12 protein-coding genes and 1 pseudogene are annotated in these 14,629 nt (G+C 64.2%); 9 read left to right on the top strand and 4 right to left on the bottom strand.

Translation table 11 applies throughout. The features are described from left to right. Both ABEL04_RS15520 and nagB read left to right on the top strand, forming a co-directional pair. Window positions 1-362: pseudogene (locus ABEL04_RS15520) on the top strand (argininosuccinate lyase); the annotation flags it as partial. Between the two features lie 248 nt (window positions 363-610). Then, complete coding sequence (nagB, locus tag ABEL04_RS15515; protein ID WP_375803311.1) at window positions 611-2,593, top strand: glucosamine-6-phosphate deaminase; 1,983 nt, start codon at window positions 611-613, stop codon at window positions 2,591-2,593. A gap of 445 nt (window positions 2,594-3,038) precedes the next feature. Here the strand turns inward: nagB and ABEL04_RS15510 are convergent, their stop codons facing one another. Next, window positions 3,039-3,578 carry a fasciclin domain-containing protein gene (locus tag ABEL04_RS15510; RefSeq protein ID WP_375803310.1) on the bottom strand — a complete coding sequence of 180 codons (540 nt, stop codon included), beginning with the start codon at window positions 3,576-3,578 and terminating at the stop codon, window positions 3,039-3,041. Window positions 3,579-3,875: 297 nt separating this feature from the next. On the opposite strand from ABEL04_RS15510, the gene ABEL04_RS15505 reads away from it, so the two are divergent. The 5 genes from ABEL04_RS15505 (at window position 3,876) to ABEL04_RS15485 (ending at window position 9,312) form a co-directional block, all read left to right on the top strand. Beyond that, entirely contained in the window at window positions 3,876-4,355 is a 480-nt protein-coding gene (locus ABEL04_RS15505; protein ID WP_375803309.1) for a peptidylprolyl isomerase, read from the top strand. A gap of 580 nt (window positions 4,356-4,935) precedes the next feature. Next, complete coding sequence (gene serC, locus ABEL04_RS15500; protein ID WP_375803308.1) at window positions 4,936-6,051, top strand: 3-phosphoserine/phosphohydroxythreonine transaminase; 1,116 nt, start codon at window positions 4,936-4,938, stop codon at window positions 6,049-6,051. 51 nt (window positions 6,052-6,102) lie between these two features. Beyond that, window positions 6,103-7,260: a Re/Si-specific NAD(P)(+) transhydrogenase subunit alpha gene (locus ABEL04_RS15495; RefSeq protein WP_375803307.1), complete on the top strand. Its 1,158-nt coding sequence runs from the start codon at window positions 6,103-6,105 to the stop codon at window positions 7,258-7,260. Between the two features lie 179 nt (window positions 7,261-7,439). Next, window positions 7,440-7,760, top strand: a complete 321-nt coding sequence (locus ABEL04_RS15490) for an NAD(P) transhydrogenase subunit alpha (RefSeq protein ID WP_375803306.1) — start codon at window positions 7,440-7,442, stop codon at window positions 7,758-7,760. Window positions 7,761-7,872: 112 nt separating this feature from the next. Then, entirely contained in the window at window positions 7,873-9,312 is a 1,440-nt protein-coding gene (locus tag ABEL04_RS15485; protein WP_375803305.1) for an NAD(P)(+) transhydrogenase (Re/Si-specific) subunit beta, read from the top strand. Between the two features lie 45 nt (window positions 9,313-9,357). Here the strand turns inward: ABEL04_RS15485 and ABEL04_RS15480 are convergent, their stop codons facing one another. Beyond that, entirely contained in the window at window positions 9,358-10,101 is a 744-nt protein-coding gene (locus ABEL04_RS15480) for an arylesterase (RefSeq protein WP_375803304.1), read from the bottom strand. A 125-nt stretch (window positions 10,102-10,226) separates the two neighbouring features. Between ABEL04_RS15480 and ABEL04_RS15475 the strand changes: the two genes are divergently transcribed. Then, window positions 10,227-10,940, top strand: coding sequence for an ABC transporter ATP-binding protein (locus ABEL04_RS15475; RefSeq protein WP_375803303.1), 714 nt, complete (start codon window positions 10,227-10,229; stop codon window positions 10,938-10,940). Window positions 10,941-10,948: 8 nt separating this feature from the next. Here ABEL04_RS15475 and ABEL04_RS15470 read toward each other — a convergent pair whose 3' ends face one another. Then, window positions 10,949-11,926 (bottom strand): PQQ-binding-like beta-propeller repeat protein, encoded by a 978-nt coding sequence (locus tag ABEL04_RS15470; RefSeq protein ID WP_375803302.1) that lies wholly within the window; start codon window positions 11,924-11,926, stop codon window positions 10,949-10,951. A 25-nt stretch (window positions 11,927-11,951) separates the two neighbouring features. Further along, complete coding sequence (locus ABEL04_RS15465; protein WP_375803301.1) at window positions 11,952-13,373, bottom strand: phosphoglucomutase/phosphomannomutase family protein; 1,422 nt, start codon at window positions 13,371-13,373, stop codon at window positions 11,952-11,954. Window positions 13,374-13,608: 235 nt separating this feature from the next. On the opposite strand from ABEL04_RS15465, the gene ABEL04_RS15460 reads away from it, so the two are divergent. Then, window positions 13,609-14,301, top strand: coding sequence for a hypothetical protein (locus tag ABEL04_RS15460; protein ID WP_375803300.1), 693 nt, complete (start codon window positions 13,609-13,611; stop codon window positions 14,299-14,301). Window positions 14,302-14,629 lie beyond the last annotated feature (328 nt).

Genomic DNA, 14,629 nt, shown 5'->3' with positions numbered 1-14,629 from the left:
CGGGCGGCTACCACCGCGACCTCCAGCTTACGAAGGCGGCGGTCCTGCGCAGCGTACAGATGACGTCCGACGTGCTCACCGCGCTAGAGGAGGTCGTCCGGGGGCTGGAGTTCAATCCGCAGCAGACCGAGGCGGCGTGCACGCCGGATCTCCTCGCCACCCAGCGGGCGCTGCGGCGGGTGGCGGAGGGCGTGCCGTTCCGGGCCGCTTATCAGCAGGCCGCGGCCGAGGAGGGAGACGAGTCCATCGATCCGGCGGCGGTCCTCGACGCGTACGAGACCGACGGCAGTCCGGGCCAGGAGCGCCCGGATCTGGTGCGAAGCCGCCTCGAGACTCACCGCGAGTGGGCGACCCGCGGGTAGGAGCGGGCGGGAGAACGGGCGGGGTGGGGGAAGTAGCGTCCCCCGTACTCTCGATTCTTGGCCCTCGCCCGGTGCCCCTCGCTCCGTCTCCCCAACTTGGCCCCCGTCCCGCGCTTGTTTCCGGTTTTGGAACGGCTTCCACCGGACCATTTCTCATGGAGCAGAGTGATTTTTTACGATCCCTGTACACTGCCCCGACAAAGGGAAGACCACTCACACTCTGCCCCGCCACCGTTCCCCCTGCTCCTATGTCCGATGACGCCCTCTCGAGCGTAGACCCGTCTGTTGACACGTCGACCGTCGAGACCTCCCGGCAAGTCACCGGCGCCAACGGGGGCACCCAGCGCGAGCGCGTCCCCGTTCTCATCTTCGATGCGCCGGACGCCATGTCCCGTCAGGTGGCCCGCCGCATCGCCAACCTCATCGAGGAGCGGCAGGCCGTGAACCAAAATCTCGTGCTCGGCCTCCCCACCGGCTCCACGCCGATTGGGGTGTACCAGGAGCTCATCCGGATGCACAAAGAGGAGGGACTGGATTTTTCCAACGTGGTGACGTTCAACCTCGATGAGTACTATCCCATGAACCCGGAGAGCCTGCAGAGCTACCACCGGTTCATGGATGAGAACTTCTTCAACCACGTCAACATCCCCGAGGAGAACATCCACATCCCCCGGGGGGACATCCCCCGTGAGGAGACCGAGCGTCACTGCATTGAATACGAGCACGCGATTGAGAAGGCCGGCGGTATCGACCTGATGCTGCTCGGCATTGGGCGCAGCGGGCACGTGGGCTTCAACGAACCGGGGTCGAGCAAGGACACCCGCACCCGGATGATTGTCCTCGACGAAATCACGCGCAAGGACGCAGCGAGTGACTTCTTCGGCGAGGAAAACGTGCCGCAGGAGGCCATCACCATGGGTGTGGGCACCATCCTCGACGCCAGCGAGATCATTCTCATGGCTACCGGTGAACACAAGGCGCCCATCGTGCGGCGGGCGGTGGAGGAGCCTCCGACACGCGACGTGACCGCCAGCTATCTGCAGGAGCACGACAACGCGACCTTTTACGTAGACCGGGCGGCCGCTGGGGAGCTCACTCGCGTGAAGACCCCCTGGCTGGTGCGGGACGTGAACTGGACGAAGCAGGGCGCAAAGCGGGCCGTGATCTGGCTCTCGAAGAAGCTCAACACCGCCATTCCACGGCTCGAGTCGGCCGATTTCTTCCGCAACCAGCTCCACGGGCTCGTCCACCAGTACGATCACATCGACGACCTGACGCGGGAGGTCTTCGAGGACCTTCGCCGGCGCATCAAGTACCAGGAGGACATCATCGCCGATGAGCGGGTCATCGTGTTTAGCCCACACCCCGACGACGACGTCATCTCGATGGGCGGGATGCTCAATAACCTCGTCGAAAACGGCAACGACGTGACGGTGGCCTACATGACCAGCGGCAACGTGGCCGTCTTCGACGCGGACGTGCGGCGCTACCTCCGCTTCATCGAGCTCAGCAGCGAGGTTCTCAACATGGACGAGACGGACCTGGAAGGCTTCCGGGCCCGTCGCGACGAAATTGAGGCGTTCTTTGACCAAAAAGATCCCGGCGAGGTAGACCTCCCCGCCGTACAGGATCTGAAAGCCAACATCCGGTCCGGCGAGGCCATTGCGGCGACAGGGGTCATGGGGCTCGACGCCGACGACGCCCGCTTCTTGGACATGCCGTTCTATAAGACCGGCCGCGTGCGGAAGGATCCGATCTCGGAGGCGGACGTGGAGGTGGTGCTGGAGCTTTTCGAAGAGGTGCAGCCCACCAATATCTTCGTGGCGGGCGACCTGTCGGATCCCCATGGTACGCACCGCATGTGCTACCAGGCGATCGACGAGGCGCTCCAGCAGTACCGGCAGTCGACTGCGGGCGGCGACGGCGAAATGAGCGATGTAACGCCCGATCCCCGGGTCTGGCTCTACCGCGGCGCCTGGCAGGAGTGGGAGATCCACCGGGCCGACATCTTCGTTCCCCTCTCACGGGCGGATCTGGACCAGAAGGTGGAGGCCATCTACAAACACGAGAGCCAGAAGGACCAGGCCATGTTTCCCGGCGCCTACGACGAGCGCGAGTTCTGGCAGCGCGCCCGCGACCGCAACAGAGACACCGCCGACACGCTCAACCGGCTCGGCCTCCCCGAATTCTACGCCGCCGAAGCCTTCGTCACGACCTATGAGATGCCGTAGGAAAAGAGGCCACTCCGGTGTGCTTCGCGCTTTAGCATTCTCAGAACCTGTTTGGCGGACTGTCTATGGCCTGCGACTTCGCGGATCTCGTGCAGAACGGGTTCTGCACTCGCCCGGTAGCGCTGCTACAGGGCTCGTTTGGGCCCCGTTCGTGCACGTCGTCCGCTGTGTCTCGGCTGAATATCCATCCACCAAACAGGTTCTCACGCTTTAGCATTCCCAGGGGCATGTCCCGAAGTCCTTCGCGTCCCCCGGCCGGGAACGGACCTGCTTTGCCAGCACGCACTCGTGGTCGCCCTCCTTCCCCTTGCTAGCCGGCTCCCCTGCGCAATGACGGAGTCGTCTGCATTTCGGACGACTGCCTGCGCGGCGACTTCGGCAAAAAGAAAAAGGACGTGACGAAGCGCCACGCCCTTTCACGATCCACGCAAAGCCGGAAAAAAACCTACATTCCGCTGCTTTGCTTCTTCGGAGGAAGCAGAACGCTATCAATGACGTGGATCACGCCGTTCGAGGCCTCAATGTCCGTCTTGACAACGGTAGCCTTGTTCTTCCCCATGACCATGACGGTGCCGTCGTTCACCTGGAACTGGACGGACCGTCCCTCAAGAGTCTTTGCGGCGTCCATGCCAGTGACATCCGACGCCATGGCAGCCTTGCCGGGTACGACGTGATACTTCAGGACTGCCTGGAGGCGCTCCTTGTTGCGCTCCTTGAGAAGAACCTTCAGGGTGCTTCCGAGAGCTTTGAAGGCCTCGTCTGTCGGGGCAAAAACCGTGAACGGGCCGTCTCCCTTGAGGGCCTCAGCCAAGTCAGCGGCCTTCAGGGCCTTGACGAGAAGGTCGAAGCCATCGGCCTGCACGGCCGTGTCAACAATGTCGGGGGACTCGCTGGACATGTCGTCCTGCTGGCCGAAGGCGGTCCCTGCCATCAGCGTGAGACTGAAGACAGCAACGAGGCCAATGCGATACAGGTTGGTGTACATAGAACTGTAGTGGTAGTGGTAGCAGAGAGTGTGCCATACACAACCCCGCAGCGTGAGAAGTATTCCCCAGGGAAAGACGTGTCGACGCCATCGTTACAGCGGCTCCCTGCTCTTACAAGTTTGTTGCACGACGCCTTTCCCCAGCGAACACTTCCGCTCGCGGAGGCAGTTCCTCATCGATTCTCTACGGAGTCCAGAGCATGATTGCAGGATTCGCCGAACACTGATTTCGGCGGCGCGTTGGACAGGACTGATCAAGTTATTTCGCAACTTCCAGACTAGACTGACTACAGCGTCGTGGCACAAGCGCAAGAAGGAGATCAGGTCCAGGTCCACTACACCGGGAAGCTTGAGGATGGGACCGTATTCGACGAGTCGCAGGAGGGAGAGCCTCTCAGCTTTACGATTGGCGAGGATCGCGTCATTCCAGGATTCGAGGAAGCCGTGACCGGCATGGAGCCCGGAGATGAAAAGACTACCGAGGTCGACCCGGAGCAAGCATACGGGGAGCACCGAGAAGACATGGTCATGGAGATGGAGCGGGGGCAGATTCCGGACGAGGTGGACCCTGAAGTTGGACAGCAGCTTCAGCTTCGCCTCGAGAACGGCCAGACGGTTCCGGTTCTCATCACGGCTCTCGGTGAGGATACGGTGACCATCGACGCGAACCATCCGCTGGCGGGCCGCAAGCTCATCTTCGACATCGAAGTCCTTGACGTCGAGGAAGGAGGCGGCAGTGCGGGTGGCGGAGACGGAAGCAACATCGTCACGCCGTAGCGCCACCCAGGTCAGAAGCACAACAGCGTGCTTTCGGCGGGTGCCTTTCGCCCCTGCATGACTGTCCTGTGCAGGGGCATTGCTATGTCCACGGGCGATCACGAGGACCGAGCCTGCGGACTAAATCTTCGCGTGGTCCTGGAAAAGAACCGCGGCCACCGGGGATCTTTCTCCGTCGGCCTTTTTCCGAAATGCCGCGCGAGTCTGTGTATCGACGAGAAATAAGAAGTTCGCACTCGCGAGGCGACTGACGAGGCGCAGCCGAGCGCACACAGTGGACGACGGGTCCGAGCGGCACCAGACGGGGACCGACGGTCGTTGAGCACGAGCACAGAGGTCGCTCTGGCGTTGGAAACGCGACGCGCGAGGGGCCTCTGGGGACGAAGGCGTAGCGGAGGGCAAAAGCGGTCAAGTGCTTTGAAGGGCCCGTGCACAGTCCTCTTGGGCAGCCCCTGAACGTTGAACGACGCGGCTGTGCTGTTTACGTTAGTCCCACGGTGAGGGGCCCAGTGGGAAGTGCTGCGGGCCCACGCGTCGGGCTCGATCTTCATCCGGTACGTTCTGAAACCAGAGCCTGAACATGTCCGAGTCTCCTGTCTCGACGGCGACCCCCGCTGCCCGAGACCAGCGCCTGTATAATTTCTCGGCGGGTCCTGCTGTCCTTCCCGAAGAGGCACTGGTCGAAGCGAAGGACGAGCTTCCGGTGTACGACCACGTCGGGGCTTCCGTAATGGAGATTAGCCACCGCTCCCCGGCCTACGACAAAATTGAGGAGTCGGCCCGTGAGCACCTGCGGGCCCTGCTCGACCTGGGCGAGGACTGGCACATTCTCTTCCTGCAGGGGGGCGCGCGGATGCAATTCTACCAGGTCCCACTTAACTTCCTGCCAGAGGACGGCTCGGCCGACTACGTGGTCACGGGCCGGTGGGGCGTGAAAGCCCTCCGGGAAGCCCAGCGGGTTGGCAACGCAAGGGTGGCGGCCTCCAGCAAGCACGAGGACTTCCGTCACATTCCTCCCGTGGAGAACTGGGACCTCGATCCGGACGCGGCCTACGTTCACATCACCACCAACGAGACGGTCAACGGCAACCAGATGAGGGACGACCCTGTGCTCGACGTTCCGGTCGTCACCGACGCGTCGAGCGAGTTGTTGAGCCGACCGATGGACCTGGACGGATACGGCCTTATCTACGCAGGGGCGCAGAAGAACATTGGTCCCGCTGGAGTCACCCTCGTGCTCATCCACGACGCGTTTCTGCAGCGGCGGAAGCAGCCGCTCCCCACGATGCTTGACTATGGCACCCACGCCGAGCAGCGCTACAACACCCCGCCCGTGTTTCCCATCTACATGGTGGAAAAGGTGTGCCGGTGGCTCCGCAATCAAGGCGGCATCGACGCCATTCACGCCATTAATCGGCGGAAGGCCCGCAAGCTCTACGACCGGATCGACGAAACCGACTTCTTTGTCGGTACCGTGGAGCCGGAGGCCCGCTCGATGATGAACGTGACCTTTCGCATCCACGACCCGGACCTGGAGCCGGTTTTCTTGAAAGAGGCTGAGCAACGAGGACTGCTCAGTCTGAAGGGACACCGATCGGTGGGGGGCATCCGGGCGTCCCTGTACAATGCCCTCCCCGAAGAGGCCGTGGATGCGCTTGTGCAGTTCATGGACGAGTTCGAACGGGCACACGGCTAGGGCTCCTCCCGTCCACGGTGCTGCTGTTTCTCCATCTATACTCTTGGTGCTATGGCCCTATCGATTGGCGTTCCACGCGAGACCGCACCCGGTGAGCATCGTGTCGCCCTCGTTCCCGACGTGGCCGATCGCCTGCTGACGACGATAGACGGGCTTGAGGTTCGAGTCGAGCAGGGGGCGGGGCGGGAGGCTTACCATGACGACGAGGCCTACGCGGAGGCGGGCTGCTCGGTCGTTGACCGTGCGGAGGTTTTTGAGGCCGACCTCGTTGCGAAGGTCGCCCCACCGTCCGACGACGAGGTGCGATCCTTCGAGCAGGGGCAGGTGCTCGTCGGCCTCCTGAGCCCGCTCGAGCGTCCCAAAACCGCGCGGGCCCTCGCCGAGCGAGGGGTTACGACGTTGGCCATGGAACTCGTGCCCCGCATCTCGCGGGCGCAGAAGCTGGACGCGCTGTCGGCGATGAGCTCAATCGGGGGATATCGGGCCGCCGTCCTCGCCGCCGAGCGGCTGCCCAAGTTTTTCCCGCTACTCACAACGGCCGCCGGGACCATTCGTCCGGCCCGCGTACTCGTGCTCGGGGCTGGAGTGGCGGGCCTGCAGGCGATTGCCACGGCCAAACGGCTCGGGGCGAAGGTCTTCGGCTATGACATCCGGGAGCCCACCCGCGAGGAAGTGGAGAGCCTCGGGGCCACCTTCGTGGAGCTGGAGGTCGACATTGAGGCCGATCAGGATGAGAGCGGCTACGCGGAGGAGCTGGAGAAAGAGAAGCAGGAGCGTCAGCCCGAGCTCTTGAAGCCGCACATTGCCGACGCCGACGTTGTCATCTCGACGGCCCTCATTCCGGGACAGCCGGCCCCGCTTCTCGTCAACGAAGAGGCCGTGGCGGCCATGGATCCGGGCTCTGTAATCGTTGACCTCGCTGCCCCGAACGGGGGCAACTGCGTGTACACCGAGGCGGGGGAGACCGTCGTGGAGAACGAGGTGCGCGTCTTAGGACCGGAAAACCTGCCCGCCGAGATGCCGGTGCACGCAAGCCAGCTCTACGCCAAGACCATCGCCGCCATGATTGAAGAGTGCACGGAAGATGGATCCTTCGCCCCGGACTTCGACGACGAAATCATCGCGGAGTCCTGCCTTACCCGCGACGGAGCAGTCCAGAGCGAGCGCGTCCGCGGCCTTCTCGACCCCGTGGAAGAGAAAGAGCCTTGAGTTCTGATGCGCAAGACCTGATGCGTGATAAATGTTTGGACCGTGGTGCGCGGATGCCCCCACCGCGACGGCCACGCGTCCCCACGCGCGCTTCCGCGGGGCTCGGCGGAGCAGCCGCGTTGAAATCGAAGCACACTGCTTATCGACCTCCTACTTCTGGTTCCCCAACAGCGCCTCCCATGCTCAACAACTTCATCATCTTCGTCCTCGCGGCCTTCGTGGGCACAGAGGTTCTGACGAAAGTGCCCCAGACGCTTCACACCCCACTTATGTCGGGGGCCAACGCCATCAGCGGGATTACGGTCGTGGGCGCCCTCGTGGCGGCCGGCATGACGAGCGATCCGTGGTCGACCTGGATTGGGTTTGGGGCGCTCGTGGTCGCGACAATCAACGTCGTCGGTGGATTCCTCGTCACCGACCGCATGCTGAAGATGTTCGGGGAGGAGAAGGCTTCGCCCGCGGCTGTCGGCACCCCGCGAACGAATGGCACGGCAGACTGAGCGTGCGTACCGCGTGATTCGCGCTGCGGAGGCAGAAGCCGTACTGACGCAGCACGGAATACGAGGCAAACGACACCACCACCGATAGACTCTCCCCTGCACGGTTTTGCCCATGAAGACTGCATTCGTTGACCTTGCCTACATCCTCTCGGCGGTGCTCTTCATCCTCGGGCTGAAGCGCATGCAGTCGCCCGTGACCGCCCGCACAGGCAACGGTCTCGCCTCTCTCGGCATGCTCGTGGCGATTGTGGCGACCCTGTTTCTCCACGAGATCCTGTCGTGGCCCATGATTCTGGGGGGCCTTGTGCTCGGAGGGGCGATTGGGGTGGTGCTGGCACGGACCGTCGAAATGACGGCGATGCCGGAGCTCGTGGCCGTCTTCAATGGATTCGGGGGACTGGCGTCCGCGCTCGTGGCGGGGGCCGAACTTTCGCAGTACGTGGGCGAGGCGCGCCTCGTTGACGCCCCCGGATTCGGGATCATCTCGGCCGTCACCATCGCCCTTTCGATCCTGATCGGGACAGTTACCTTTTCGGGGAGTGTCGTGGCCAACGGCAAGCTCAGTGGGTGGATTACGGGCAATCCCATCTCGTTCCCGGGCCTTCGCGTGCTGACCGGGCTGCTCCTCGTTGCCGCCGGCGTCGCGTTCGGCGTCATGATCGCCACGGCAAACGTCTTTCCGGGGACGCCCCAGACCATGATTCGGGCGGCCCTCGGGCTCGGCGCCGCGGCCCTCCTGCTCGGCATCCTCCTGGTCATTCCCATTGGCGGGGCCGACATGCCGGTGGTCGTGTCGCTCCTCAACTCATATTCGGGGCTCGCGGCCGCGGCGGCGGGGTTTGTGCTCGACAATACGGCCCTCATTGTGAGCGGCACGCTCGTCGGCGCGGCGGGGATGATCCTAACGGTCCTCATGTGCGAGGCCATGAACCGGTCGCTGGCCAACGTCATGCTCGGCGGCTTCGGCGGCGGCGACGGGCCCGCGGCCGGGCTCGACGTGCCGGAGGGCAAGACGGTGAACGAAACCTCGCCGGAAGACACGGCCATCCTGGCCCGCTACGCCGAAAAAGTAGTCATCGCCCCGGGGTACGGCCTGGCGGTGGCGCAGGCGCAGCACGAGGTGCGGGAGCTCGCCGACCAGCTGGAGGCGCAGGGCGTGGAGGTGAAATACGCCATCCATCCCGTCGCCGGGCGCATGCCCGGGCACATGAACGTGCTCCTGGCCGAGGCCGATGTCTCCTACGAAAAGCTCCACGAACTGGAAGAGATCAATCCCGAGTTTCCGACGACGGACCTCGCCATCGTCGTCGGGGCCAACGACGTGGTCAATCCGGCGGCCCGGGAAGACGAGGGGAGCCCCATCTACGGCATGCCCATCCTGAACGTCGACGAGGCGCAGACCGTCGTCATGATCAAGCGCAGCCTCAGCCCCGGCTACTCCGGCGTGCCGAACGAACTGTTTTACGCGAACAACACGAAGATGCTCTTCAGCGACGCGAAGGAGGCGGTCGCCGAAATCGCCGACGCGGTGAAGGAGATGGAGGAGGCGTAAGCGCTGAAGGCGGAACGAGCAACGTGAACGTCCTGCCAGGCAACGCTATGCCGGCTCCTGGGTGCGCATCCTCTCCAGAATGGGGCGGAGCTGTTCCCACACGTCCCGGGCGACATAGCGGTGGCCCGCGGCGGTGGGATGAATGCCGTCCTCCTGCATCAGAGAGTCGACGCCCGCGACGTCCCGCAGGATGAAGGGAATCAGCGTAACACGGTCGTAGGCCTTCGCCACCGCTGGGTAGACCTGACGGAACTGCCGTGTGTACTGCCGGCCGAGGTTGGGCGGAATCTGCATGCCCGCGAGCAGGACCCGTGCCTCCGGGTACGTGGCGAGGGTGGTGTCGATGATGGCTCGTAGGTTCTTCCGGGTTACCGCCGGATCGATGCCACGCAGGCCGTCGTTGCCCCCGAGTTCAAGCACGAGCACATCGACCGAATCCTGCAGAAGCCACCCAATTCTTTGGCGCCCGCCGGCCGTTGTTTCTCCGCTGACGCCCGCATTTTGCACCGTTACGTTCCAGCCGAGGGAGTCCACCCTCTGCTGGAGGAGGGCGGGAAAAGCGGCCTGAGGCGACACCCCGGCCCCGGCGGCGATGCTGTTGCCGAGGATGAGGACGCGCAGTCCCTCGTCGGTCGTGTCTGCTGAGGCGGCCGAGGAGGCAGACGCTGGGGACGACGCGGTGCTATCGGGGCGGGGGCGGGACGTGGGAGAATTGGAACGATCTTGCCCACAGCCCACCAGTCCCAGGACCCCAACACACAGAAGCAGGTATGGACGAACGTCCAACATAGAGGCAAGAAAATCCTGCAGAGTCAGTCTTGCAGGGCGAACCAGGGCCGACGCCGCAGGGTTTCACCATTCTTAGAGCATGTGTCTCTGCTTCTGCTCCCTTTCATCAATGCCGACCGCCGCCGATGGCCGACACGCCTGTACTCCGTGTGGAGTCGCTGACCAAAACATTTCCCAGTGGAGGGCGCACCCTCACCGTGATCGACGACGTGAGCTTCGAGGTTGAAGCGGGGGACACGTGTGCTGTCGTGGGGCCGTCGGGCAGCGGCAAAACGACCCTGCTCGGGCTCTGCGCTGGGCTCGACCGGCCCACCAGGGGCCGCGTGGAGCTCTGTGGTACGGTCCTCAACCCCCTGGATGAGGATGAACGCGCTGAGGTGCGCAACCGCAACGTCGGGTTCGTCTTCCAGACCTTCCGCCTGCTGCCGACGCTGACGGCGCTGGAGAACGTGATGGTCCCGGCGGAACTGCGGGGCTCTGCCAACCCGCAGGACCGCGCCGCGGACCTGCTCGATCAGGTGGGGCTCGGCGATCGGCACGACCACTACCCGTCCCAGCTCTCGGGCGGTGAGCAGCAGCGTGTGGCCATGGCCCGGGCGTTCATCAATCGGCCCCGCGTGCTCTTCGCGGACGAGCCTACCGGCAATCTCGACGCCGAGACGGCCGGCCGGATCGAAGATCTCCTCTTCGACCTCAACGAAACCGCCGGAACGACCCTCGTCCTGGTGACCCACGACGAAGAACTGGCCGCCCAGACGGAGCGTGTGCTCCATCTCCGCGGCGGTCAGGTCGTGGGCGATGAGCGGCAGTCGGCCCCGGCAGGATCCCCCGTCGCGTAGGACCGGCGCTACTGGGCAGGCACGTACGCCATGCCGTCCGGCCCGCGGCCCGCCGAGATCGTGTCCACGACGGCGCGAGCGCTCAGGTCAATTACGCTCACGGTGCCCGAGCCTGCGTTCGCCACGTACGCCCGGTCGTTGGTAGGGGTGAGCACGCCGATCGGCTTCGTTCCCACGTTGAGGCGCGTCATGCGTCGTCGCTCGCCCGCATTGTAGACCGCGAGCTCTCCGGCCCGCGGGGCCGAGATGAGGGCGTGGCGGCCATCGGGAGAGATGTCAACCCGGATCGGAAAGCCGTCTACAGAGAGCGTGTCAGTGACCGATACGGAGGCGGCGCTCAGAATCGAGACAGTGTCGTCGGCCCGGTTCGTGACCCACACGTCCTCGGCATCGGGCGAGACCGTGATGCCCTCTGCCCCCTCCCCTGTTGCCACGTGCGGCCCCACGTCACCGGTGTCCAGGTCGATGCGTGACAGCGTGCCGCTGCCGATACTCGTTGCGTACAGCGTTTGCGCGTCGGGGGAAAGCGCCAGCATGTGCGTAACGTCCTGCCTCGTCTCGAACGTGCGAAGCACCGTCCCGGACGCTGCGTCGAGTTCCAAGACGGCCCCCCGCTCCTCGGCCGTCACGTAGACGCGCTCTTCCTCAGGCCCCACCGCAATGCCGTGCGGTCGCCGGGCTGCCTCCAGCGGCCACCGCTCGGTTTCGTTCGGGCCGTCGAGGTCAATCACCGAGATCGTGCCCCCGGCGTAGTTGGCCACGAAGGCGCGGCGTGTCTCCGGGGCGGCGGCCACCTCGTGCGGGCCCTGTCCCGTGGAGACACTGTCCGTCACCCGCCCCGATGCCGGATCCACGACGTAGAGCGACGCCCCATTCTTGTTGGCGACGAGCAGGGCTGGGTCTTCGGACCCCGGCCCGTAGATCGCCCAGGTAACGCCGACGAGGAGCGCAGCGACGATGGTGACGGAAAAGGGAGCTCGAGACATGGGCACGCGGTCCGAACCGAACGCACTATTCGTCGAGCCCGAGCTGGTGCGACGCGTCCTTCACGAGGGCCGCGGCGGCCTCGGGGGACTCGGCCTCCGAGTACACGCGCAGCACCGGCTCGGTGCCGGAGGGGCGGATGAGGAGCCAGCCGTTGTCCACCACGTGCTTGAAGCCGTCAAGCGTCTGGACCTCCTCGACGGTATGGCCGTCTACCGTGTCGAGGCCCCCCTGATTGTCGAGGCGGTCTAGCACGTCCGCTTTCTGATCCTCGCGGATGTGGATGTCGTCGCGGTAGTTGTAGTGCGGACCGAATTCGTCGAGAAGCTCGTCCACGAGGGTTGAGAGGGGCAGGTCCCGCTTTACCATCATTTCCGCGATCAGGAGACCGATGTAAAGCCCGTCCCGCTCCGGAATGTGGCCGGTGGCCGCGATGCCGCCCGACTCCTCGCCGCCCACCAGCACGTCTCCCTCCGCCATCTGTGAGGCAATGTGCTTGAAGCCAATTGGGGTGGTCTCGACGGGCAGGTCGTAGCGTTCGCCCATCTTGTCGAGCATGTGAGTGGTGGAAAAGGTCTTGACGATCGAGCCGGTGAGCCCTCGCTCTTCGTAGAGGTACTTGGTGAGCAGCGCGAGGATGCGGTGGGAACTCACGAAGTCCCCATTCTCGTCCATCATCCCGATGCGGTCGGCATCGCCGTCATTGGCAAGTCCCGCGTCGCAGTCCGAGGTTGCCACCGTCTCGGAAAGCTCCTGAAGCCGGTCCTCGATGGGCTCGGGGGCCACACCGTGAAAGCCCGGGTTGTGGGCGTGGCGGAGGGGAACCACTTGGTCCTCTCCGAGCAAGGCCTGCACGTAGCCCTGGCCGGCTCCGTACATCGCATCGTGAGCAATCGTGAGATCGGCGCTCCTGAGGGCCTCGATGTCAAGTGTACGCCGGAGGGCGTCAAGGTAACCCCCCCGAACATCATCGGCGTAGATAAATCCGTCGGCCGAGAGGTCGCCGAAGGGGGGAGGCGCCGCGTCCCGGGGGCCGTCCGGCACGGCCGCTTCTACCTTCGAGATCATCTCCGGGGGCGCCGGACCGCCGAAGTGGGCCTTGATCTTGTAGCCGTTGTATTCGGGGGGGTTGTGGCTAGCCGTGATGACGACGCCCGCCTCATGGTCGGTGGCCTGCGTGGCCCAACTGATTGCGGGGGTAGATACGATCGAGTCGGCGACTGTTACCTCTACCCCGGCGTCTGCGAGCACGCGGGCGGCGCGGCGGGCGAACTGCGGCCCCAGAAAGCGCGTGTCGTGGCCGAGGACGACCGACGGGGACGCCCCGTAGTCGGCATGCAGCCAGTCGGCGGTGGCCTGGGCCACGCGTTCGAGGTTCGCGAACGTGTAGTCGTCGGCGATGACGGCCCGCCAGCCGTCAGTGCCAAACTCGATGGGGACGTTGGACATGAGGGAGGTCGGTTCGGTCTGGGGAAGCGAGATGTAACGAGCGTCGAAAGAGCACTACCAAGAAAAAGAGTCACGAGGGAAAAAAGCCATTCGGGCGGCTCCGCTCAGACTCTCACTTGAGGAACTTGACAGAGATCTCTCGGGGAGAGAACGAGCACGGTGCCTCTGCGTTGAGACCGGCAGTATTAAAAATCTTTCTTCCCTACCTCCAGGACAACGGAACGCCCGACTCTACATGCCCCCGTCTCAGTTCGCCACTCGTTTTTTTGTTCTCGTGTTTGCGTTCGCGGCGTTGGTCGGGGGACGGGACACCAGAGCCCAGGATGTCCGCATCGAGGTCGGAACCGGCTGGGTTGTTCCCACAAAGTCTGTCAAGGCAGATGGTACAATCAAGAGCGGGCAGATGGAGGGAGCCACCGGAGTCGTACCGGTCGATTTGAATTCAGGCGCCCACGTGTACGCCTCGGCCGGACTTTCCTGGACCGTATCGTCGAACTTCACACTGTACACTGGGCTGCGCGCTCAGCAATCGCAGCTGCGGGTGGGGGAGGTTGGGCTTCGGGACTGCCGCAGGGGGAACTGCTCGCTGTCGCCCGACCCGGATGGTCAGCTCTGGATCGCGGCCCTGGAGGGCCGGATCACGCTCACGTCTGTGGGGCGGATCAACCCTTATTTCCTGGTGAGCCTGGGCGTTGCGCGAACCACTGTCGACGGCACCCGCGTGGAGACCTCCAGGGGGGGCGCTATTCAGCTTGCGGACGTCGGGGTAACAGACGCCGGGGGGGACGTTGGGTTTGGGGCGTCGACATCACTCGTGGGTGACCTCTCAGTCAACGCGGAAGTTCGTGCCACAGGAAGCCTGCCGGGGAGCAAGGAGAATGCCATCACGACCTTTCCATTCTCGGTCGGACTCTCGTACAGGTTTTAGAGCGTGAACGGGGGCGGACCGAAAAACGGCCCGTGCGGAATCTCCGCTCCCGTGGACGCCCAGCCGTTGGGCGCTCTGCCGAAGAGGCCCGACGAACTTCCGGACGTGCCCCCGGCCAGAGAACAGGCATTTTCGAACCTGCCGGTCTTCATTCTCAGAGCTTGACTTCTTATTCTTTCTCAGGGGCCTCGCGGGAGTTAGGGGGGAAAGCGCCATACACTTCACGACCTCCTCGTGCTTTATCCACGCCAGATGTCTCGAGTCGCTTTTTTCTTCGTGTCCTTGGCCGCCGGCATCGTGTTTCTGGGGGCACCGGCCCCCGCTCTCG

This window comes from Salinibacter sp. (assembly GCF_042218895.1).
Classification (GTDB): Bacteria; Bacteroidota; Rhodothermia; order Rhodothermales; family Salinibacteraceae; genus Salinibacter.
This window is presented reverse-complemented; position numbering and strand designations above follow the sequence as displayed.

What these genes read in the sequence shown, in the direction of transcription:
- nagB (WP_375803311.1), top strand. Translation starts at nt 611, where the DNA reads ATGTCCGATGACGCCCTCTCGAGCGTAGACCCGTCTGTTGACACGTCG.
- ABEL04_RS15510 (WP_375803310.1), bottom strand. Translation starts at nt 3,578, where the DNA reads ATGTACACCAACCTGTATCGCATTGGCCTCGTTGCTGTCTTCAGTCTC.
- serC (WP_375803308.1), top strand. Translation starts at nt 4,936, where the DNA reads ATGTCCGAGTCTCCTGTCTCGACGGCGACCCCCGCTGCCCGAGACCAG.
- ABEL04_RS15495 (WP_375803307.1), top strand. Translation starts at nt 6,103, where the DNA reads ATGGCCCTATCGATTGGCGTTCCACGCGAGACCGCACCCGGTGAGCAT.
- ABEL04_RS15490 (WP_375803306.1), top strand. Translation starts at nt 7,440, where the DNA reads ATGCTCAACAACTTCATCATCTTCGTCCTCGCGGCCTTCGTGGGCACA.
- ABEL04_RS15485 (WP_375803305.1), top strand. Translation starts at nt 7,873, where the DNA reads ATGAAGACTGCATTCGTTGACCTTGCCTACATCCTCTCGGCGGTGCTC.
- ABEL04_RS15480 (WP_375803304.1), bottom strand. Translation starts at nt 10,101, where the DNA reads ATGTTGGACGTTCGTCCATACCTGCTTCTGTGTGTTGGGGTCCTGGGA.
- ABEL04_RS15475 (WP_375803303.1), top strand. Translation starts at nt 10,227, where the DNA reads ATGGCCGACACGCCTGTACTCCGTGTGGAGTCGCTGACCAAAACATTT.
- ABEL04_RS15470 (WP_375803302.1), bottom strand. Translation starts at nt 11,926, where the DNA reads ATGTCTCGAGCTCCCTTTTCCGTCACCATCGTCGCTGCGCTCCTCGTC.
- ABEL04_RS15465 (WP_375803301.1), bottom strand. Translation starts at nt 13,373, where the DNA reads ATGTCCAACGTCCCCATCGAGTTTGGCACTGACGGCTGGCGGGCCGTC.
- ABEL04_RS15460 (WP_375803300.1), top strand. Translation starts at nt 13,609, where the DNA reads ATGCCCCCGTCTCAGTTCGCCACTCGTTTTTTTGTTCTCGTGTTTGCG.